At 63.3% G+C, this 20,334-nt stretch carries 18 protein-coding genes and 3 tRNA genes; 15 read left to right on the top strand and 6 right to left on the bottom strand.

Annotated features, from left to right (window positions below):
* The first annotated feature begins 39 nt into the window (after positions 1 to 39).
* The 9 genes from ACSSVG_RS02215 to ACSSVG_RS02175 all read left to right on the top strand — a co-directional run bounded on the left by ACSSVG_RS02215 (position 40) and on the right by ACSSVG_RS02175 (position 8,352).
* The gene (locus ACSSVG_RS02215) at positions 40 to 978 is read left to right on the top strand and encodes an ABC transporter ATP-binding protein (protein ID WP_231341044.1); all 939 of its coding nucleotides are present in this window, start codon (positions 40 to 42) and stop codon (positions 976 to 978) included.
* Positions 975 to 1,751 carry an ABC transporter permease gene (locus ACSSVG_RS02210; RefSeq protein WP_231341045.1) on the top strand — a complete coding sequence of 259 codons (777 nt, stop codon included), beginning with the start codon at positions 975 to 977 and terminating at the stop codon, positions 1,749 to 1,751. The genes ACSSVG_RS02215 and ACSSVG_RS02210 overlap by 4 nt, the downstream gene beginning before the upstream one ends.
* A gap of 30 nt (positions 1,752 to 1,781) precedes the next feature.
* A complete protein-coding gene (locus ACSSVG_RS02205; RefSeq protein WP_492417042.1) occupies positions 1,782 to 2,894 on the top strand; it encodes a sensor histidine kinase in 1,113 nt (370 codons plus the stop codon).
* On the top strand, positions 2,891 to 3,502 hold the full coding sequence (locus tag ACSSVG_RS02200) for a response regulator transcription factor (protein WP_231341047.1): 612 nt from the start codon (positions 2,891 to 2,893) through the stop codon (positions 3,500 to 3,502). The genes ACSSVG_RS02205 and ACSSVG_RS02200 overlap by 4 nt, the downstream gene beginning before the upstream one ends.
* A gap of 40 nt (positions 3,503 to 3,542) precedes the next feature.
* Complete coding sequence (gene dusB / locus ACSSVG_RS02195) at positions 3,543 to 4,724, top strand: tRNA dihydrouridine synthase DusB (RefSeq protein WP_144652105.1); 1,182 nt, start codon at positions 3,543 to 3,545, stop codon at positions 4,722 to 4,724.
* Positions 4,725 to 4,788: 64 nt separating this feature from the next.
* Positions 4,789 to 6,105 (top strand): deoxyguanosinetriphosphate triphosphohydrolase, encoded by a 1,317-nt coding sequence (locus ACSSVG_RS02190; RefSeq protein WP_253467493.1) that lies wholly within the window; start codon positions 4,789 to 4,791, stop codon positions 6,103 to 6,105.
* 38 nt (positions 6,106 to 6,143) lie between these two features.
* Positions 6,144 to 8,036: a DNA primase gene (dnaG, locus tag ACSSVG_RS02185; protein ID WP_492417039.1), complete on the top strand. Its 1,893-nt coding sequence runs from the start codon at positions 6,144 to 6,146 to the stop codon at positions 8,034 to 8,036.
* Between the two features lie 53 nt (positions 8,037 to 8,089).
* A tRNA-Asn gene (locus ACSSVG_RS02180) sits at positions 8,090 to 8,162 on the top strand.
* 117 nt (positions 8,163 to 8,279) lie between these two features.
* Positions 8,280 to 8,352, top strand: a tRNA-Asn gene (locus ACSSVG_RS02175).
* A gap of 47 nt (positions 8,353 to 8,399) precedes the next feature.
* On the opposite strand, the gene ACSSVG_RS02170 is transcribed toward ACSSVG_RS02175, so the two are convergent.
* From ACSSVG_RS02170 to ACSSVG_RS02150, 5 genes are all read right to left on the bottom strand, one after another.
* On the bottom strand, positions 8,400 to 8,807 hold the full coding sequence (locus ACSSVG_RS02170) for a hypothetical protein (protein ID WP_231341051.1): 408 nt from the start codon (positions 8,805 to 8,807) through the stop codon (positions 8,400 to 8,402).
* Positions 8,808 to 8,847: 40 nt separating this feature from the next.
* Positions 8,848 to 10,131, bottom strand: a complete 1,284-nt coding sequence (locus ACSSVG_RS02165; protein ID WP_492417037.1) for an alpha/beta hydrolase — start codon at positions 10,129 to 10,131, stop codon at positions 8,848 to 8,850.
* 22 nt (positions 10,132 to 10,153) lie between these two features.
* Positions 10,154 to 12,652, bottom strand: a complete 2,499-nt coding sequence (locus ACSSVG_RS02160; protein WP_492417035.1) for a bifunctional lysylphosphatidylglycerol flippase/synthetase MprF — start codon at positions 12,650 to 12,652, stop codon at positions 10,154 to 10,156.
* A 123-nt stretch (positions 12,653 to 12,775) separates the two neighbouring features.
* The gene (locus ACSSVG_RS02155) at positions 12,776 to 12,955 is read right to left on the bottom strand and encodes a YMGG-like glycine zipper-containing protein (protein ID WP_492417034.1); all 180 of its coding nucleotides are present in this window, start codon (positions 12,953 to 12,955) and stop codon (positions 12,776 to 12,778) included.
* A 23-nt stretch (positions 12,956 to 12,978) separates the two neighbouring features.
* Positions 12,979 to 14,208, bottom strand: coding sequence for a multidrug effflux MFS transporter (locus ACSSVG_RS02150; RefSeq protein WP_231341055.1), 1,230 nt, complete (start codon positions 14,206 to 14,208; stop codon positions 12,979 to 12,981).
* A 174-nt stretch (positions 14,209 to 14,382) separates the two neighbouring features.
* On the opposite strand from ACSSVG_RS02150, the gene ACSSVG_RS02145 reads away from it, so the two are divergent.
* The 6 genes from ACSSVG_RS02145 (at position 14,383) to ACSSVG_RS02120 (ending at position 19,597) form a co-directional block, all read left to right on the top strand.
* The gene (locus tag ACSSVG_RS02145; protein ID WP_231341056.1) at positions 14,383 to 15,231 is read left to right on the top strand and encodes a phage holin family protein; all 849 of its coding nucleotides are present in this window, start codon (positions 14,383 to 14,385) and stop codon (positions 15,229 to 15,231) included.
* A 48-nt stretch (positions 15,232 to 15,279) separates the two neighbouring features.
* Positions 15,280 to 15,903 carry a CDP-alcohol phosphatidyltransferase family protein gene (locus ACSSVG_RS02140; RefSeq protein ID WP_231341057.1) on the top strand — a complete coding sequence of 208 codons (624 nt, stop codon included), beginning with the start codon at positions 15,280 to 15,282 and terminating at the stop codon, positions 15,901 to 15,903.
* The gene (locus ACSSVG_RS02135; protein WP_159707880.1) at positions 15,903 to 16,808 is read left to right on the top strand and encodes a DMT family transporter; all 906 of its coding nucleotides are present in this window, start codon (positions 15,903 to 15,905) and stop codon (positions 16,806 to 16,808) included. Before ACSSVG_RS02140 ends, ACSSVG_RS02135 begins: the two co-directional genes overlap by 1 nt.
* 109 nt (positions 16,809 to 16,917) lie before the next feature.
* Positions 16,918 to 18,114: a glycosyltransferase gene (locus ACSSVG_RS02130; RefSeq protein WP_231341058.1), complete on the top strand. Its 1,197-nt coding sequence runs from the start codon at positions 16,918 to 16,920 to the stop codon at positions 18,112 to 18,114.
* Positions 18,115 to 18,198: 84 nt separating this feature from the next.
* Positions 18,199 to 18,272 (top strand) — tRNA-Ile (locus ACSSVG_RS02125).
* Between the two features lie 134 nt (positions 18,273 to 18,406).
* A complete protein-coding gene (locus ACSSVG_RS02120; RefSeq protein ID WP_253467506.1) occupies positions 18,407 to 19,597 on the top strand; it encodes an acyl-CoA dehydrogenase family protein in 1,191 nt (396 codons plus the stop codon).
* A gap of 26 nt (positions 19,598 to 19,623) precedes the next feature.
* Here ACSSVG_RS02120 and ACSSVG_RS02115 read toward each other — a convergent pair whose 3' ends face one another.
* Complete coding sequence (locus tag ACSSVG_RS02115; RefSeq protein ID WP_492417030.1) at positions 19,624 to 20,124, bottom strand: M23 family metallopeptidase; 501 nt, start codon at positions 20,122 to 20,124, stop codon at positions 19,624 to 19,626.
* Positions 20,125 to 20,334: the final 210 nt, after the last annotated feature.

Raw genomic sequence — 20,334 nt, 5'->3', positions numbered from 1 at the left:
GTTGACTTGGTTGCAGAACAACAGCAACCAGGGAGAGCCATGAAAGCAGCAGGTGTGCCGGCCGTTCAGGCCGCCGGACTTCACAAGAGCTTTGGAAAGGTCCACGCAGTTCGCGGGCTGGACCTGACGGTGCAGCAGGGGGAGGTGGTGGCCTTCCTTGGCCCCAATGGCGCCGGCAAGACCACCACCATCGACATGATCCTTGGGCTGAGCACCCCGGACCGGGGCAGTGTCTCGGTCTTCGGGCACACGCCACGGGCTGCGATTGCCAGGGGCCAGGTGGCTGCAGTGATGCAGACCGGTGGCTTGCTGCGCGATATCAGCGTCCGGGAGACGGTGCAGCTCACTGCAGCGATGTTCGACTCCTCGCGCCCGGTTGACGAAGTCCTGACCCGCGCAGGCATCCTGGACATCGCGGACCGGAGGGTGGAGAAGTGTTCCGGCGGGCAACAGCAGCGCCTGCGCTTTGCCATGGCGTTGGTCTCCGACCCCGGGCTGCTCATCCTCGATGAACCGACCACCGGTATGGACGTAGCGGGGCGCCGTGATTTTTGGACTGCCATCAGGGCCGACGCGTCGCGGGGGCGAACCGTCATCTTCGCCACCCACTATCTTGAGGAAGCTGATGCCTACGCGGACCGGATTGTGTTGGTCCGCCAAGGGGCTGTTGTTGCCGACGGCACGGCAGCACAGGTGAAGAACCTCGCGTCCGGACGGACGGTCCGGGCAGCGCTGCCGCCGGGGGACCGGGAGCTACTGGCCGGGCTGCCGCCGGCCGCCACAGTGGAGTACGACGCCGGGCGCGTCACCGTCCGAACCTCCGACTCGGACACAGTGGTCCGCTACCTGCTCAACAACACCGGTGCCCACGACCTTGAAGTGGTCGCCCACAACCTGGAGGAGGCCTTCGTGGCGCTCACCGCGGACGAACCCGGGACGGGCGCTATCCACCACGCGTTGGAAGGAGACCGGGCATGAGCCAGGCACCAGCCATCCAGGACCGGAAGCCATCCGCAGGCGGCATCAACCGCACCTTCCTGTGGATAGAAATCAAGCGGATGCTCCGAAACCGCAGGACCGTCATCTTTACCGTCCTGATGCCGGCCATCTTCTTCTTCATCTTTGGGCTGTCCAACAAGGACCAACTGCTTCCCAACGGCCATAGCTACGGGCAGTACATCCTGATCAGCCTCACCGTCTACGCGGCCATGACGGCAGCCACAGGTGCGGGCAGCCAGGTGGCTGTTGAACGGGCGCAGGGCTGGAGCAGGCAACTGCGGCTCACCCCGCTCCTGCCGGGGGCCTACATTGCCGTCAAGGCAGCGGCGGCGCTGACCTTGTCCCTGGTAGCCGTCATTGCCCAATTCGTCATTGGTGCCATCGCCGGGGTGACCATGGACCCGCAGATCTGGCTGACCGCGGGCCTGGTTGCCTGGTTGGGGTCCCTGGTCTTCGCCGCCCTGGGCCTGTTCGTCGGGTACCTCATGCCAAGCCAGAACGTCATGCAGATCCTTGGCCCGGCGCTCGCCATCCTGGCCATGTTGGGAGGATTGTTCATGCCGATCGAGATCATGGGAGACACCTTCGGCGAGATTGCGAAGTTCACACCGGCCTACGGGATCGGACAATTGGCGCGCAGCCCCATCACCGGCGATTTTGATGCCCTCTGGATCGTTAACGTGCTGGTATGGCTGGCCATCTTCGTTGGCGGGGCGGCCATGGCCTTCCGCCGTGACACTAAACGTGTCTGAGCGCGTCCCGCGGTGACTATTGTGGGATCCATGAGCAGCCCTGGCCTTGGCGACACGTTCCGTGGGCCCGGGCCCCGCAAATGGTTCGTAGGAGCCGGATTCTCCATCATCCTCTGGGCCTGGCCCACGTGGAACCTGGTGTGGTCGGTGGACGAACCCCCGCTATGGAAGGTGGCTGCTTCCGCATCGCTGGTGGCTTTCTTCGCCGCCTACGCCGTCCTGCCGATGTTCAGCCGGAGCCGCGGAACCAGAACGGGACTCGCCTGTACGGGGATCCTGTTGGCTTTGAACGGCCTTGTCATTCTCCTGGTCGGCAAGGAGGCATTGTGGACCTGGCCGTTCCTCGCATGCGCCATCGCCATGACCGTGCTGCCGCCACGTGTGGACTTTGTCCTCATCCTTGCCATGGCCGCTGTGTCCTTGGCGACGGAACTGATAACCGGTACCCCCGAGCAGGCGTTCTTCCAGCCCGCCCTCATCCTGTCGCTCGGCCTCATGATGTCCTCCTTTGCACGGCTGATCCGGCAGACGGTCCAGCTCCGCGAGGCGCAAACCGAACTGGCCGACGCCGCAGTGGCTGCCGAGCGCAGCCGCGTCGCCCGGGACATGCACGACATTCTGGGGCACTCCTTGACGGTGATCGCTGTCAAAGCGGAGCTGGCCGGGCGGTTGATGGAAGGATCACCCGCGGATCCGGCCACGGATAGGGCCGCCGCGGAAATCAGCGATGTGCAGGACCTGGCCCGCGGCGCGCTCGCAGATGTCAGGGCCACTGTTGCCGGTTACCGGGGAGTGAACGTCCTTGCCGAGCTCGCAGCGGCCCGGTCAGCTCTCGAGTCGGCGGGGATCAATGCTGAATTGCCCGGCTCGGTGGAGCAGGTGCCGGCCAGGCACCGGGAACTGTTCGGCTGGGTGCTCAGGGAAGGCATCACGAACGTGGTTCGGCACTCAGGCGCCGGCCGCTGCCGGGTCCTGTTGACGGCGTCGAGCGTCATGGTGGAGGACGACGGCGTCGGGCCAGGTGCCGCGGGATCTTTCGGTAGCGGCCTGGCCGGGATCCGCGAAAGGGCAGCGGCTGCCGGTGGCAGCGTTAATGTGGGCTTGAGTGACCTGGGAGGGTTCAGATTGGTTGTTGAGGTATGACTATCCGTTTGGTGATTGCCGACGACCAAGCGTTGGTCCGCGGGGCTTTGGCCGCTTTGCTGGGGCTTGAGCCGGACATCGAGGTGGTTGCTGAGCTGGGTGACGGAACAGGAGTGGCGGACGCCGTCGTGGAATACGCTGCGGATGTGGCCATGCTCGACGTCGAGATGCCCGGGTTGGATGGCATCAGTGCCGCAGCGGCCGTCCGCCGGGCGGCGCCTTCGTGCCGGGTCCTCATGGTCACCACGTTCGGCCGGCCGGGCTACCTCAAGAGGGCCATGCAGGCCGGAGCATCGGGCTTCGTGGTCAAGGACACGCCTGCGCGCCAGCTGGCTGAGGCGGTCAGGCGTGTGCACCGCGGACTGCGCGTAGTGGATCCCGTCCTCGCCGCGGAGTCGTTGACCTCCGGCGACAGCCCGCTGACCGAACGTGAGGCGGACGTGCTTCGGGCAGCGTCCGACGGCGGCACCGTGGCAGACATTGCCAAGGCCGCGATGCTCTCCGAGGGGACAGTACGGAACTACCTCTCCGCGGCCATGGCCAAGACAGGCGGAAGGACCAGGGCGGAAGCGGTCCGGTTGGCCGCGGACAATGGCTGGCTTCTCTAGGGTTTCCCGCCGATTTGCCCGCATTTGCAACAATGGATGGGTGACTGTAGTAGCGACGCCCCCTGCACCAAAGCTCGAGCTCCCGCCATTGAAGCTCGGTGGGATCACCGTGGACACCCCGGTAATCCTCGCCCCCATGGCGGGCATCACCAACTCTGCCTTCCGCAGGCTCTGCCGTGAATACGGCGGCGGCATGTACGTGGCCGAGATGGTGACCTCGCGTGCCCTCGTGGAGCGGACGCCGGAATCGCTGCGCATCATCTCCCACGACGAGGACGAGAAAGTCCGATCGGTGCAGCTCTACGGCGTGGATCCTGTGACCGTTGGTGCCGCAGTGCGCATGCTCGTGGAAGAAGACCGGGCAGATCACATCGACCTTAACTTTGGGTGCCCAGTGCCCAAAGTCACCCGACGCGGCGGCGGCTCTGCCCTGCCGTGGAAGATCGACCTCTTTACGTCCATCGTGAACACAGCAGTCAAGGAAGCGTCCAAGGGCGGCATCCCGCTGACCATTAAGATGCGCAAGGGCATCGATGAGGACCACCTGACGTACCTCGACGCCGGCCGCATCGCCCGCGACGCCGGAGTGGCCGCCGTCGCACTGCACGGCCGAACCGCCGCGCAGTTCTATTCCGGCCAGGCCGACTGGTCCGCCATTGCCCGCCTCCGCGAGGCATTGCCCGACATCCCGGTGTTGGGCAACGGCGATATCTGGTCCGCTGAGGACGCTGTCCGCATGGTCCGGGAAACCGGCGTGGACGGCGTCGTCGTCGGCCGTGGTTGCCAGGGGCGCCCGTGGCTGTTCGGTGACCTGCAGGCCGCCTTTGAAGGCAGCGACCAGCGACACCGCCCGGGCCTGCGTGAAGTAGCCGAGGGCGTTTACCGGCACGCCGAACTGATGGTGGAGACCTTCGGAAACGACGAATACAAAGCGCTCCGCGAGATCCGCAAGCACATGGCCTGGTACTTCAAGGGCTACGTGGTGGGCGGGGAACTGCGTGCCAAGCTGGCCACCGTGCCCACCCTGGAAGTCCTGCGCGAATACCTTGACGAGCTGGACATGGATTCGCCCTACCCCGGAGTTGATTCCGAGGGTCCGCGCGGCCGCGCAGGTTCGCCAAAAAAGCCCGCGTTGCCCAAGGACTGGCTGGTCAGCCGTCAGCTGAACGCTGAACAGAGCGCGGAAATCTCCGCTGCGGAGCTGGACGTTTCGGGCGGCTAGCCTCACACGTGTAAGACTGACTCAAGAAGCTCCACACCCCGGCGCTTGGAGGAGGCAGATACCCATGGGAACCGAAGCAGTGCTTGGCCACAACGGAACCAGTCACGATTATGTGTTGGCCATTCCCGGATACGCCGAGGCGGATTCAGCACGGTGGGTCGAAGAGTCCCGCAAGACCACGTACCGTTCGGACTTTGAACGGGACCGTGCCCGGGTCCTGCATTCCTCGGCACTGCGCAGGCTGGGCGCCAAGACCCAGGTGGTCGCCCCGGACACGGACGACTTTGTCCGCACCCGGCTGACCCACAGCCTCGAAGTCGCACAGGTTGGCCGTGAGCTTGGCCGCTCCTTGGGCTGTGATCCTGACGTCGTGGATACAGCCTGCCTGAGCCATGACCTGGGACACCCGCCCTTCGGCCACAACGGCGAATCCGCTTTGAACGAGGTGGCTCACACCATCGGTGGTTTCGAAGGCAATGCCCAAACACTGCGCCTGCTGACCCGGCTCGAACCCAAGGTCCTGGGCGAGGACGGCAGGCCCGCGGGACTCAACCTGACCCGCGCCAGCCTGGACGCCGCATCCAAATACCCGTGGTCCGCCGTCGACGCCCCCGTCATCCACGGCCACCGCACCAGCAAGTTCGGCGCCTACGAAGACGACCTTCCCGTGTTTGAGTGGCTGCGTGAAGGCGCCCCCGGAAACCGCTCGTGCATCGAGGCCCAGGTGATGGACCTCGCCGACGACATTTCGTACTCGGTCCACGACGTCGAAGACGCTATTGTCGCCGGCCATTTCCAGCTCAAATGGATGGAAAACCCGGATCACCGGGCGCGCGTGGTGGGTTACACCAAACAGTGGTACTTGCCGCACAACGACCCCGCCGAAATCGATGCGGCCCTGGCCCGGTTGGAAGCCACCAGGGTTTGGGTCCGCGAGGCCGATGGCAGCCGGAAGTCCATGGCCGCCCTGAAGGATATGACCAGCCAGTTGATCGGCCGGTTCTGCCAGAGTGCAATGGAAACCACCCGGGACCATTTCGGGCCCGCCAACCTGACCCGCTACGACGCCGAACTCATGGTTCCCGAGGACACCGTCACCGAGATCGCGGTCCTCAAGGGCCTTGCCACCACCTTCGTCATCTCCACCGACCACCGCCAGCCGGTCTACGAACGCCAGCGCGAGGTGCTGCACGCCCTCGTGGGTGTCTTGAACGCCACCGGCGACCGTCACCTGGAGCCGATGTTCGCTGCGGACTGGCGCGACGCCGTCGACGACGGTGCCCGGCTGCGCGTGGTGATCGACCAGGTCGCATCGCTGACGGACGTGTCCGCGCTGGCCATGTATGAACGCCTTGTGGGCAGCCTCCCGTCCCTTTGGTGAGGGCCGGTGCGTTTGGCCGGAGCGACTAGGATGGTCACGTGGCTGGCCTGATCAAACGTGAAGATATCGACGAAGTACGCCAGCGCACGGATATCAAGGAAGTCGTTGACGGATACGTCACGCTCAAAGGCGCGGGACTGGGCAGCTTCAAGGGACTGTGCCCCTTCCACGACGAACGATCGCCCTCCTTCACCGTCCGCCCACAAGTGGGCAGGTACCACTGCTTCGGCTGTGGCGAGGACGGCGACGCTATCTCCTTCCTCCAGAAAATGGACCACAGCTCGTTCCATGAGGCCGTCGAGAAGCTGGCTGCAAGGATCGGCTACGAGCTGCGCTACGAGGACGGCGGAACCGGTCCCAGCCGCGAGGAAGTGGGCAAACGCCAGCGCTTGCTGGACGCGCACAAGATCGCCGATGAGTTCTTCCGCGCCCAGCTGCTGACTCCCGGGGCGGCCGAAGGACGCAACTTCCTGGATGGCCGCGGCTTTGACCGCGCGGCCGCTGAGCATTTCGGTGTGGGCTATGCCCCGCAGGGTTGGGACGCTCTCCTGAAGCACCTTCGTGGCCGTGGGTTCACGGACGCTGAGTTGAAACTCACAGGGATGTTTTCTGAGGGGAACAGGGGCATCTACGACCGCTTCCGGGGAAGACTCATCTGGCCCATCCGCGACATCGCCGGCGACACCATCGGCTTCGGCGCCCGCAAGCTCTACGAGGACGACCAGGGCCCCAAGTACCTGAATACCCCTGAGACCACGCTCTACAAGAAATCCCAGGTCCTCTACGGCATCGACATCGCCAAGCGGAACATCGCCAAGGAGCGCCAACTGGTGGTGGTGGAAGGGTACACCGACGTTATGGCCTGCCACCTCGCAGGAGTCACGACGGCGGTAGCCACCTGCGGTACTGCGTTCGGCACCGAACACATCAAGGTCGCCCGGCGGCTGCTTTCGGACGACGGCAGCGGCGGGGAGGTCATCTTCACGTTCGACGGCGACGCCGCCGGCCAGAAGGCCGCCCTGAGGGCTTTTGAGGAAGACCAGCGCTTCACGGCCCAGACCTACGTCGCCGTGGAGCCCACTGGTGCCGATCCCTGCGATCTTCGCCAACTCAAGGGCGACGCCGCGGTGCGCGACCTCATCGGTACCCGGAAGCCGCTTTTTGAGTTCGCCATCAGGGCCACTTTGCGCCGGCACAACCTGGACACCGTGGAAGGCCGTGTGGCCGCATTGCGGGAAGCCGCCCCCGTGGTGGCACAGATCAGGGACTCTGCCACGCGGCCCGGCTATACGCGCAACCTGGCTGGCTGGTTGGGCATGCCCATCGAGGAAGTCAGCAGCTATGTTGGGGCGGCCGCCAAGCGCGCAGCGTCCGGCGGCAGCACGTCGGGTCCCTCCGGCGCAGCTGAACAATCCGCGGCGGCGGCAGCACCGCCGTCGAGCGGTCCTGTCTTCCAACGGCCCGACCCCAGGGACCCGATAGCGGGTATGGAACGCCAGGCTCTGGAAGTTGTCCTCCAGGAGCCCGCGGTGCTTGGCGGGGGAGCGTGGGAACGTTTCGAGGCCTCGTACTTTGCCACCCCCGCCTATGCTGCCGTCCACACGGCAGTGCGCGCCGCTGGCCTCGCCCATGCGGCTGATCCGGTGGCGTGGGTGGAACAGGTCCGCCAGGAAGTTCCCGAGCCGCTGCGGCCTTTGGTGTCCGAGCTTGCTGTCACACCGTTGCCCGCCAGCACTCCCGAAGCCATGCAGCGGTACTGCCGGGACATCCTGGCCCGCCTCTTCGAACTGCAGATCACACGCATCAAAGCTGACAAGATGGGCCAGTTGCAGCGCTTGGACGCAGGAGCCAACCCGGAGGAATTCCAGCGCCTGAACCGGGAGCTCATGCAGTTGGAAATGGAACGTCGCGCGCTGCGTTCCGACGGCTGAGAACCTCGATTTCGTTTTCCGGCGGGCCCCTGTTAAGCTAGTAACCGCTTCATTCCTCCGTAGCTCAATTGGCAGAGCATTCGACTGTTAATCGAAGGGTTACTGGTTCAAGTCCAGTCGGAGGAGCGCGCAATACCCCCGTTCCGGTGATCCGGAATGGGGGTATTTTTTATACCCCCAGGGGGTATGCCGGGCCGATTTCGCATTCCGGTGAAACCTTTGCTAAAGTCATAACCGCTTCATTCCTCCGTAGCTCAATTGGCAGAGCATTCGACTGTTAATCGAAGGGTTACTGGTTCAAGTCCAGTCGGAGGAGCACAAGGACCCCGTACCGGCTTCCCGCCGGTGCGGGGTTCGTCTTTTTCAGACGAAATCCATCTCCACCTGCAGGAAGCGGGCTGCCTCGGCCACGGCTGCCAGGAACGAATCCTGTTCTGTAGGTGGGGTCCTGGGTTCGCGGGGATGCCACTCGTGCGGAGCTGAGTAGACGCGGGTGAAGCCGCCACCGGGTGGTGCGTAGAAAATTCCGAAACGCTGGACAGGCCACTCAGGCGAGGTCTCGGGTGCAACCAGCAGGGCTGCGTCGGCTTCGGGGTTGTACCACTGGGCAATGGGGCGGCGCCGGTCGTCGGTGAAGAGTCCTGCGGCGTAGAGGGCGGCTGACTGCGGGCTGGTCACTGAGCACAGACGATCCCACCACAGCGGCAGGATGCGTTCATCCCGTCGCTGCCAGGGTGCCGGAAGCGGCTGCAGCTCTTGCCAATGTGGCACAGCTCAACTTTATCGCCGGTAGGTGGCGCGCAAAAGGGTTCTAGCGCGAGAGCCCCAGACGCGGATAGAGCACCTCGAAGCCTTTGGTCAGTCCCGCGTTCAGGGCGATACCCACGTGTCCGCCGTTGGGGACCTCGTAGTAGGTGACGGTCATGCCTGCTGCCTGTGCAGCAGCGGAGACGGCTTTGGCGGCGGCCACGTACGTCACGTCGTCGGAGCCAACGGTGAAGACGGCCGTGGTGTCAGGGAATTGCTTGCCCTTCATGATGTTGATGGGCTTCTGGGCGTCGTAATCCGCCTGGTTGCCGCCGAAGATGGCTGCAAGATTGCCTGCCGGGTCCTCGGCGCCCGGGAACTCTTCACCGGAGATGTCCACCACGTTGCCCCACATTTTCGGGTATTTGACGGCGAAGGAGATGGCGCACTGGCCGCCGTTGGAGTAACCGGCGACGGTCCAATGCTCCCGGTCCGGGAGGATGTTCAGGTTGGCTTTGGCCCAGTTCACCACGTCCTCATTGATGTACTTCTCCACGTTGCCGTACTTGGCAGTGTCCAAGCAGAGGTTGTCGTTCTCATCAGGGCCGATCTGGTCCGCGACGATGGCAATCGGGGCAAGGCCGTTGTTCTTCGCCGCGAATTCATCCAACGCAGCCGATACGTACTGGGGGTCGGGGAGGCCGGGCTGGCCCATCATGAGGACGTACAGGGGCAACCGTGGCGGGTTGTCCGTCAGGGCCGCAGGAGGCAGGTAGATGCCGGCGGGCCGGGCGTCAAAGCCCGAGGCCGTTGCCGGTATCACCTGGGTGCCCACCTTGCCCTTGGACGGCATGGTGGCCGGGGGTTTCCAGCTTTGCCAGAGCGGACCTGCGGGGATGGACGCATCCGGGTTTGGCTTGTTCAGCTGGATGGCCCCCTCAGTGGAGATCCCCAATGCCGAGCCCAACGTCTTGTTCAGCCCGAACTCGGCGTTGATGCCCAGGGCGGCTACCAGGAGGAACACTGGAATGGCGAATGCCGCCACCACTTTCCGCCACGGCCGGCTATGGCGGAAGCTGACCGCGGCCAGGCCCAACGCAGCGAAGCAGGCGACGGCCCAGAACCACACACGTGGTGTCAGGCCCACGTGGAAGACATCCATGACGTCCTCAATGAGCCACACAGTCAGCCACCCCAGCAACGCAGCCGACACAACGGCGACGATCGCGGTGAGTGCCCAGCGTGCAGTCGGCCTGAGGAACAGTACAAGGAAGAACACGGCGCCGATAGCCCCGGCAATGGCCATGACGACAGGACCGCTGATGTCAAGTTTCAAGATGTCGTCCATGGCTAGGAAATCTGTCCGGGCCTCATGCGGCGGGCTCCCTTGCCACCATCTGGCGCAGCAGGCCTGCGCTTTGCGCGGGGGAGAGGCCCGGGAGATAAGCGGAGCCCACGGCGATACCGATGGATGGCAACGCCAAGGGGTCCTGATAGTACATATACAGGGTCCTGTGCTCTGGCTGGAACCGTGACTTGAAGGCTGCCAGGGACTTAAAGCCGTACATGGGTTCGAGTGCATTTCCGAGCAGTGCCAGGACCCGGTCCAAGGAACTTCGGTCACCCTCAGCAACGTCAGCTCCGGCATTGGCGAGCGGCGAGCCGGACAAGGAGATCCGGGGGACTTCTTCCCTGAAATGGGTCACGGCGGAGGCGATGAGGAATTCCATGACGCCCTTGAATCCGGTGGTCCGGCGCCGCATGAAGTCCAGGGTCCATCCGGAGATGACGCCGTTGCGGAACACCGGCAACCAGCTGGTGACTCCGTGGACCAGCCCTTCATCATCCACTGCCACGCAGCAGAGGACTTCGGGATCCTTCAATTCATTCAGGCCGCCCAACGTGAAGCCCATTTCGGGGAGGGCCTTGTCCGCTACCCATTCTTCGGAGATCTCTGCCAGCTGCGCCCTGGTTCCCGGAGGCATCGCATGGTAGGGATACCAGTGGTCCTTGATGGACAGCTTGTCTGCCCGGTTCAGCGCCGTGCGGACGTTCTGCCACTCCTTGCCCTTGAAGGTCATGGCCTGGACATTCAGGAGGGTCTCTTCCGCCACTTCCAGTTTTCGGAATCCCCTGGAAAGGAGCGGGCCGTCCAGCTCGGCAGTGGCTGAATAGAAGCACGGGGTGAGTCCCAGGCCGGCGCAGTGTTTCAGGAAGCCCGTGGCTGCGTCCGCATGGTGTTCCTCCGCGCCGAAAGGCCCGGCAACTGTGAGCGCCACGCCGTTGTGTACCTGATAGGCAACGCCGGCCTTCCGGTCCGGCGTGAACCAGTACTGGTTGTTGTCCCACAAAGCCATCCAGGACAGCGTGCCGCCGCCGTCGTGGAGCAACTCCCGGGTGTGCCCCAGGTCTGCTGCCGGATCCGTGGCGAGCTGCCTGAAACGCCGGAAGTTGTTCAGGACCAGTACCAGGATGCAGAGCCAGATGATGTCCCCGCCAAGTCCGTACAGCACCGTGCTCAACAGGCCTTGCGGGAGAGCGACGACAAAGGGAACCGGGAAGGGAACCAGGATGTGGGTCAGTTGTCCGGCAAGGTCCCACAGCGTTGAGCGGCCCGGATTGCCTTCGACGAACCAGAACGCCACGTAAAGGACTATGGCGACGACTGCCAGGATGAGTGAGCTCCGGCCCAGTACCCGGTATCCGGCATCGCTGGACTCCACCCGGAACTTGTGGCGGTTGGCCAGCAGCAGCGCCACGATGATCACTGGGGCGAGAACAGCCGGGACCGCATAGAGAAGGAGGTAGCCGAAGTCGTCATCGCCCAGGGTGACGTCCGGATCGCTCACGTACTGGAGGATGGACAGGACAGTGACGGCGGCCAGGTACGCCTGGATCACCAGGGTCAGGCGGTACGCCAGGCGGCGGCCGCGGCGAAGCCCCTCGGCGCAAACCAGCAGCAAGAGGACCGGAATCAGTGTCAGGATTGCTGCGCCGAAGCTTTGCACGCCCACGATGCTTTGCAGAGCCACGCAGTTGTTGTCGTTGTTGCAGGCTTCCTTGACTTCGTCGGCGTCGGGACTGGCTTGGAGCATGACCTCCGAGACGACGGACAGTGGCCCGATTTCCCACGTCCCGGTAAGTTGCGTCAGCAAAGGTCCGACGGCGAAGACGCCCACCACGGTGCCCACCAGGAAACGCGTCTCACGGAGAGTCGAGGAATGCAGCGAGCCTGCCCGGCGCCGGAGGACCAGCGACTGGACAGCCCAGCCGGCCACGGTGCCGATCACTGCGCCGGCAAGCGCCTGGAGTGTTTGTGCCACTCCTACGAACAGGGCGAACATCAATGAGGCGGCCAACAGCCACGTCCTTAGCCGCCGACGCCATAATGCGTCCAGTGCCGCCGTCGCACATCCCAGCGCGGCGGCAGCGCCGCCATAGGAACCCACCGCGTATTCGCCGCCCAGGAAACTCAGCCACTGGTCGCTGGCGTCGGTCCCGAAGGCCACCAAGGCCACAAGGACCAGGGCGCTGAGGGCTGATCCGCCGACGAAGGCGGCGAGGGCGAGCCACGGGCCCATGACGCGCTCGGCGATGCCCACGCCCACCAGGATCGCGGCCGCGCAGGCCAAATAGTCGAGCAGGGAGGAAGCAAAGAAAGCTGACGTGAATATGGACCACCACGGTCCTGGGTCCACCGCCAATCCCAAGCCCACCTGGTCCAGCAACGCCTCACTGGGTCCACTCAGCAGGCTCCCAGTCGCAGCCCCCAGGATCCACAGCGATGCCACCAGGCCCAGCGTCAGGGGCAGCCGCCGCACTGTTGCCAAGCCGCGGACACCGCCCCATAATCCCACAGCCGCGCTCATGTGATGTCCCCTTCACCGGTCCGGCACCGGCTACCCCGGCTGGCCACCATTCTGCCTTGCGGGACGCTGTTAGGGGAGGGGGTTGAAAAGTTCGACGGCGGCAGGCCGCTTTGCGGGGTGCGGTTAGTCCCGCTTCCAGGGGCCAGGGTTCACCCGGTACAGCACGGCGGCACCGATGACGGCCCCCAGGATCGCGCCGAACAGCGCGCTTCCTGCCGCCCGGCCGAGGACCGCGCCGGCAGTGGCGCCAAGCACGGCGCCAAGGAAGAGTCCTCTGCCGTTACGGTGCGGTTTGTTGGTCATGATCCCAGCCTACGGGTGTGTTCCTAATGGATGGAGGGAACAGTGCGGGGCCGGACCACCAGCCACAGGGCGGCGATCGCGCCGGTGATGCACGCGGCCATGACGGCTCCCATGGGGACTGCGGAGCTGACGCCCAGCCAACCGACCACCGGAGGCACAATTCCGGCCATCATGAACTGCGATGCGCCCAGGAGGGAGGCCGCCGTGCCTGCTTGGGCGCCATGGTTGGCCAAAGACAGGACCTGAACGCACGGGAACATGAAGCCGGTTGCACAGATGTAGAACCACAAAGGAATCAGAATGCCCCACAATCCCACCTGGAACAGGTCCAGAACGATGATCAGGATGGCCATGAGCAGCATGAAGACCGTTGCTCCGGCCACGATCCACTGAGGGGCCACCCGTCTGATCAGGCGTGAGCTGATCTGGACACCGGCAACAATGCCCAGGGAATTGATGCCGAAAAGGATTCCGTACTCCTGCGGCGAAAAGCCGTAGATGTCCTGGAACAGGAAGGTCGAGGCCGAGAGATAAGCAAACAACCCACCGAAGTTCAGGCTTCCCACCAGCACCATGCCCACAAAGATCCGGTCCGTGAGGACCGACTTGTAACGCTGCCCCACCGTGGTGGTGGATTTGCCCCGCTGGTCGGCCGGGAGTGTCTCGCGGATGAAGAAGATGGAGGCAAGGATCACCAGCAGGCCGTAGCCGGCCAGGAAGTAGAAAATGCCGGGCCACGGGAAAGCCAGCAGCAACTGCGAGCCGATGACCGGGGCCAGGATGGGAGCCAGGCCGTTGACGAGTGACATGCGCGAAAACATCCGGACCATGGAATAGCCGTGGAAGAGGTCCCGGACCATGGCCATGGCCACCACGCCACCGCCTGCCGCGCCGATTCCCATGAGGACACGGAACAGGGACAGCATCCCGATGTCCGTTGCCAGCGCAGCACCAAGGGACGAACCGATATGGACGGCCGTGGCAAGGATGAGTGGCAGACGGCGCCCCACTTTGTCGCTGAACGGTCCCACCACCAGTTGGCCGAGCCCGAAACCAACGGTGGTACCTGTCAGGGTGAGCTGGATGGCCGCAGCCGAGACGTCGAAACTTTCCTCGAGCGCCGGGAACGCCGGGAGGTATAGGTCGATCGTGAATGGACCCAGTGCAGTCAGGGCACCCAGCAGGAGAATGTAGACAAGTTTTTCGCGTCGGCTCAGGGAATCGCCCGGAGCAATGGGAGAGGTCACGATCATCTATCCTATGGCCCGGATCATATTTATTGGGCGTATGACGGGCGCGCCGCAGTGTGGTCCCGAAAGTTCAGCAGGAACCTGAATGATAGCTTTGAGGACAGGTGTCCGCGGCTGTAGATTTCAGGCCGCGTTCGCCTTACACGATGCCCAGAGGAAAGCAGTTAGGCGGAACCCATGAGTGGACGTCACACCGGCCGGACCAGTCAAGGACCAGCCATTCGTACTTTGCCGAAGACCCTCAAGCTCGTTGCACGGTTGGCCCCACGGCAAATCAACGACGAAATTGCCTTGGCCAAGGTGGAACTCAAGCGCAAGGCCACCCAGGTAGGCATAGCGGGCGCCTTCTTCGGCGTTGCCCTGGTTTTCCTCACGCTTCTGGTGATCGCCCTGGTCGTTGCCGCCATACTGGGACTGGCAACCATCATGCCCGGTTGGCTCGCGGCCCTGATCGTCGCAGCGTTCTTCCTCCTGATTGTCGCCATCGCGTCCTTGATAGGCGTTGCCAAGTTCAAGAAGGCCATGCCCTTGGTTCCCGAGGACACCATCCGGGGCATCAAGCACGATCTCGGAATTGCCAAGGAAGGCTCGTCCTTCGATGAGTCGATCCTGGATCCCAACTCGCCAGCTGCCAAGGCTGCCAAAGCTGAGAAGGAAGCCGCAGCGGAGAAGGCCAAGGCCGAGAAGGCCGCCAAGGAAGCTGCGAAGGAAGCGGACGCCGTCAAGGCGCCCACGGAAGCCGAGCTTCGCTCGCGCCTGAAGAAGCGCCGCGAGCACCTGACCGGGGTCCGTGACGAACTTGGCGAGCAGTTGGACGTTAAGAAGCAGGGACAGGCTTTGCTGGACAGCGCCAACGGCAAGTTCCAGGAAGGCAAGGAATTCGCGGCCGCGAAGCTGGCCGACATCGGAGATTCAGTGCCGGATAACCTTTCCGAACGGCTCGCTGCCCGCTGGAAGGATCTCGCGGCATTCGCGACCGCTGCCGTGGTCTTCGTGGTTGCCCTGAGGAAGCTGCTGAAGAAGTAGGCCACTATCCGAGGCAACAGAGACTGACAACGAGGAAGGGGGACACGAGTGAGATTGATCGGTGCTGGTTCGCACCCTGACCGCCCTCAGGTTGACCACGACCTCATCTTCACAGTCCCCAACATCCTCACGGTCCTGCGCTTCATGGGTGTGCCGCTGTTCGTCTGGCTCGTTTTGTCGGAACAGGAGTACGGTTTTGCGGTCCTGGTGCTCGTTATCATGGGCAGCACCGACTGGGTGGATGGCTACATAGCCAGGCGCTTCGACCAAACCTCCAAGCTGGGCCGCATCCTGGATCCCATGGCGGACAGGGCTGCGCTCCTGGCCGTTGCCTTCACGTTGGCGATTGCCGGCGTCGTGCAGTGGTGGTACTTGGCCGCGCTGTTGGTGCCCGACGCCATCCTGGCCATCGCCTCGCTGTTCTACTTCCGTAGCCACCCGGACCTTCCGGTGAGCATTATTGGAAAAGTCCGCACGGCACTGCTGCTGGTCGGCACCCCCTTGCTCGTCCTGTCCAAGCTGCCCATACCTTTCACTGAGGTGTACTTCGTGATCGCTTGGACATTCCTGGGCATCGGGCTTCTGGGCCACTGGATCGCGGCCTACAACTATTTCTGGGCCATCTTGCGTAAGGGTAAAGAATTGAAGACCGACGACGGCGGACACGGCTGATGGTGTGGCTGGCGGTTTTCCTTGCGGTACTTGGCGCCTTCTTCCTGGCGATTGGCGCCCAACGGCAGGGCAGCGCGGTCAAAGCCGATACCGGCGGCCTTGCGCTCAGCTCCAACGGATTCCTGCGGCTCCTGCGTAATCCGCGCTGGATGCTCGGACTGCTGTTCCTTGCCCTCGGAATGGTCATGAACGCCATCGCTTTGGTGTCTGCGCCCCTCACCGTCGTCCAACCGATCGGCGCGATCGCGCTCGTGATCACCACGGTGGTCAACGCCAAGGACCAAGGCCTGAGCATCAACCGCGCCACCGTCGTGGCCATCAGCGCCTGTGTCACGGGGTCGGCATTGTTCGTGTTGCTGGCAGTGTTCGTCACCCAGGAGAACCACCACGTCAACGCCGAAGACGAGCTGACAATCGTTCTGCTCCTGGCCGTGGCCGTGGGAATTTTCGGGACTTTGGCCGTCATGTTCAAGCACCGGATGAGTGCTTTTGTGTACATCCTGGGAGCCGGGGTCCTCTTCGGCTTCGTGGCCGTCCTGACCCGCATTATCGGCAAGCACCTGCTAGATCCCAATGGCCTGTTCCTGCTCAACGTCCAGTGGTACACGCTCATTGCCATTGCGGCGGCCGGGGGGCTCGGTTCCTGGTTCGTGCAGAGTGCGTACTCGGGAGGCCCGCCGGACCTCGTCATCGCCGGCCTGACCGTTATTGACCCCATGGTGGGCATCGCCATTGGGATTGTGATCCTTGGTGAGCTTCGTCCCGATGTCCACGCCGTGATGGCTATCGCCATGGCTGCGGCGGCTACGCTTGCTATCGTGGGGGTTATTGCCCTGAGCCGGCACCATCCGGAAGTCACCAAACGCAAGAAGGACGCGAAGGCGGCTGCCAGCAAGAAGGCCTAGGGCAGCGCTATACCTTGCGCCGCCGCTACACGCGGACCGGCAACCCGGCGACAACGCAGCAATGCCACCAGCATTGCTGTCCGCACCGTGACCATCAGGAGTTCTCCACGTGACCATTCCCGACACCAACAAGCCCCTCACGATTTTGATTGCGGCAGACACCTATCCGCCGCACGTCAATGGTGCCGCCCAGTTCGGCTACCGCCTGGCCAAGGGGATGACGGCACGTGGGCACAATGTGCATGTGTTGGCCTGCCGGCCGGACTCGGGCAAGAGCTATACGGAGTTCCGGGACGAAGCGACTGTCCACCGTCTTCGCTCGCACGGCGTCTTCACGCACGAGTACTTCCGCATCTGTTTCCCGTGGGAAATCAAGAAGGAAATCAGCCTGCTGTTCGACAAGGTCCAGCCGGACGTTGTCCACATCCAGAGCCACTACATGATTGGCGAGCACGTTCTCTACGAGGCCGTGAAGCGTGGCATCAGGATTGTAGCCACCAACCACTTCATGCCGGAGAACCTGAATCCGTTCCTGCCGTTCCCGCAGTGGTTCAAGGACATCGTGGGCCGTATCTCCTGGAAGGACATGGGCAAGGTCATGGGCCAGGCAGACGTGGTCACCACGCCCACGCCGCTCGCCGCCAAGGCAATGCACCAGCATGCCTTCCTTCGCAAAGTCCTGCCCCTGTCCAACGGCATCGACTCTTCCGCTTACGAGCTCCAGCCAGGGGAGACCATCGAGCCGCACAGCAACCCCACGGTCCTTTTTGCCGGACGCCTGGCCGAAGAGAAGCACGTGGACGTCCTCATTGATGCCGTGGCCAAGACTCCGCGTGCATTGAACGTGCACCTGGAAATCGTTGGCGGCGGCGAAGTCCGTCCGGCCCTCGAAGCGCAGGTAGCGAAGCTTGGGCTGGGGGATCGCGTGAAGTTCCTTGGCTTGGCCAGCGATGAAGACCTGCGTGAGGCTTACATCAAGGCCGATATTTTCTGCATGCCCGGAACAGCTGAGCTCCAATCACTGGTGACCTTGGAAGCCATGTCCGCTTCCACCCCCGTGCTGCTGGCCAACGCCATGGCATTGCCGCATCTGGTCCGTGACGGTGAGAACGGCTACCTGTTTACGCCGAACGACAGCAACGAGCTCGCTGCCAAGATCACCCAACTGGTGGAGCTTCCCCAGGATGAGTTGGAAGCCATGGGCAAGCTGAGCCGCGAGATGGTGGAGCCGCACAGCATCAACGGCACACTCCAGACCTTCGAGGACCTCTACCGTGGAGCTTCCTACGAGGACAAAGTAGTGTGACCAAAGCACTCCCCGGCACCTATTAGAATTGCTGGAGTGCTTTGCCCGGAACAGCTGCTTTGCGGTGGCTTTCCCGGGCGTCAAGGGGCTATAGCTCAGCTGGTTAGAGCGCGGGACTCATAATCCTAAGGTCCTCGGTTCAAGTCCGAGTAGCCCTACACATTTCACGGGAGCCGTGGCCGACGATTCATGTTCGTCGGCCACGGCTCTTTTGTGTTCCCACCATGGTGCGGTATGTTACTCATCAGTAACTTAGTCTTGGTCGCAGGTGACCACCCTTGAAGGAGCGAGCATGTCCAACGCTGCATTCGACGCCACTACCCTTCCCTATGCCGATGGTGATTTCTATGCCTTTGAGCAGATGCTGACAGGCAAGGAGCAGGATCGCCTGGCTGAAGTCCGCGAATTCCTGGCCCGCGAGGTCAAGCCCATTGCAGTGGACTGCTGGAACCGCGGTGAATTTCCCATGGATCTCATTCCCAAGCTGGGCGAACTGGACCTCGTTAGCCCAGTGCGCCGCCAGGGCTACTCCAATCTGTTCGCGGGCATGCTCCACGCGGAGGTCACCAGGGCGGATGCGTCCATTGCGACGTTCATGGGTGTCCACGACGGGCTCTTCACGGGGTCCATCGAGGCGCTGGCTTCACAAGAGCAGAAGGACGCGTGGCTGCCGGACATCTACGCCCTGAAAAAGATCGGCGCCTTCGGGCTGACAGAGCCCCTTGGCGGCTCCGATGTTGCAGGTGGCACCCGCACCACGGCAAAGCGTGACGGTGGACATTGGATCCTCAACGGCGCCAAGCGTTGGATCGGCAACGCTACCTTCTCCGACTGGGTAGTCATCTATGCCAAGGATGTGGCCGACAACCAGGTCAAGGCGTTCCTGGTGGATACTACGCTGCCGGGTTACTCGGCCACCAAGATCGAGAACAAGATCTCCCTGCGCACGGTCCAGAACGCGGACATCATCCTGGACAACGTGGTGGTTCCTGACTTCTTCAAATTGGAAAATGGGAACAGCTTCCGCGATACAAACAAGGTCCTCAAGGTGACCCGTTTGGCTGTCGCCTGGCAGGCCGTGGGACTTCAGATGGCGGCCTTCGACGTCGCCCGCAGCTATGCCGTGGAGCGCCAGCAGTTCGGTCGGCCGTTGGCAGCCTTCCAGTTGGTGCAGAACCAGTTGGTGCAAATCCTCGGCAACACCGTGGCATCCATGGGCATGATGGTCCGCTTGGCCCAGCTTGAAGATGCCGGCGTTGCCAAGGATGAGCAATCTGCACTGGCCAAGGCGTTCACCACTGCCCGCATGCGTGAAAGCGTCGCCCTGGGCCGCAGCATCCTGGGCGGAAACGGCATTGTCACCGATTACGGCATGGCGAAAATCTTCTCCGACGCAGAGGCGATCTACTCCTACGAGGGCACGCACGAAATCAATACCCTGGTCACCGGCCGCGCCATTACGGGAGTTTCGGCCATCGTCTAAGGGCCAAAAGATGTGGTGGCGTGAACTCAGTCAAGGGGAAGCAGGATGGAGGGCCGCATGTCCTCCACGAAGCCCAGGGGATTGACGTAGTCGTCGCCCCGCCGCACGCCCCAATGCAGGCAGGTTGTGCTGCCGCAATGACCGGAGCCGGGCTCCAGTGTCCCGATGACCTGGCCTTTGACAACAGCATCTCCTTGCTTCAGCCCGCTGGCCACCGGCTCAAAACTGCTCCTCAAACCGTTGCCCTGATCGATCGTGATCACTGCTCGATCAACCACGATGCCGGAAAAGGTCACCACCCCGTCCGACGGTGCGGTGACGGGGCCGCCGTCGGACGCTGGTCCTATATCCACGCCGCGGTGTCCACTGAGCCACGGCTTGTCCGGCGGGTCGAACGTCCGCAGGACTGAGGGCTTGGGGGAGAGTGGCCAGCTCCACCGCGGGTCCGTCCGCGACGGGGCGCCTGCCGTGCCCGCAAGAACGGCGGCAACAACAATAGTGGCAATCGGGATCTTCAAAAGGGCCATGGAAACAGCCTTCCCGGAAGGCCGGGTCGGAGCGATCCCCGGACTTCCTTATGTGGACAACCGCTTGTCGTGCGCGGTCAAACCGGTGGGGTCGCTGTAGTACACTTGGTGGAGCAGTTTGCTGTGCTCTCAAGCTTGTTCAGGAACATGTCTCATTCAGATATGTGGGGGTCCCAGGCTGACTACGCGTATCCAGCCCTCCACCAGTAA

This window comes from Paenarthrobacter sp. E2MeOHC11 (assembly GCF_058744955.1).
This window is presented reverse-complemented; position numbering and strand designations above follow the sequence as displayed.

Bases quoted from the DNA above. Each gene is read 5' to 3' on its own strand.
- ACSSVG_RS02115 (WP_492417030.1), bottom strand. From the start codon at position 20,124: ATGGCCCTTTTGAAGATCCCGATTGCCACTATTGTTGTTGCCGCCGTT.
- ACSSVG_RS02150 (WP_231341055.1), bottom strand. From the start codon at position 14,208: ATGATCGTGACCTCTCCCATTGCTCCGGGCGATTCCCTGAGCCGACGC.
- ACSSVG_RS02165 (WP_492417037.1), bottom strand. From the start codon at position 10,131: ATGGACGACATCTTGAAACTTGACATCAGCGGTCCTGTCGTCATGGCC.
- ACSSVG_RS02190 (WP_253467493.1), top strand. From the start codon at position 4,789: ATGGGAACCGAAGCAGTGCTTGGCCACAACGGAACCAGTCACGATTAT.
- ACSSVG_RS02155 (WP_492417034.1), bottom strand. From the start codon at position 12,955: ATGACCAACAAACCGCACCGTAACGGCAGAGGACTCTTCCTTGGCGCC.
- ACSSVG_RS02145 (WP_231341056.1), top strand. From the start codon at position 14,383: ATGAGTGGACGTCACACCGGCCGGACCAGTCAAGGACCAGCCATTCGT.
- ACSSVG_RS02200 (WP_231341047.1), top strand. From the start codon at position 2,891: ATGACTATCCGTTTGGTGATTGCCGACGACCAAGCGTTGGTCCGCGGG.
- ACSSVG_RS02215 (WP_231341044.1), top strand. From the start codon at position 40: ATGAAAGCAGCAGGTGTGCCGGCCGTTCAGGCCGCCGGACTTCACAAG.
- ACSSVG_RS02205 (WP_492417042.1), top strand. From the start codon at position 1,782: ATGAGCAGCCCTGGCCTTGGCGACACGTTCCGTGGGCCCGGGCCCCGC.
- ACSSVG_RS02135 (WP_159707880.1), top strand. From the start codon at position 15,903: ATGGTGTGGCTGGCGGTTTTCCTTGCGGTACTTGGCGCCTTCTTCCTG.
- ACSSVG_RS02210 (WP_231341045.1), top strand. From the start codon at position 975: ATGAGCCAGGCACCAGCCATCCAGGACCGGAAGCCATCCGCAGGCGGC.
- ACSSVG_RS02120 (WP_253467506.1), top strand. From the start codon at position 18,407: ATGTCCAACGCTGCATTCGACGCCACTACCCTTCCCTATGCCGATGGT.
- ACSSVG_RS02160 (WP_492417035.1), bottom strand. From the start codon at position 12,652: ATGAGCGCGGCTGTGGGATTATGGGGCGGTGTCCGCGGCTTGGCAACA.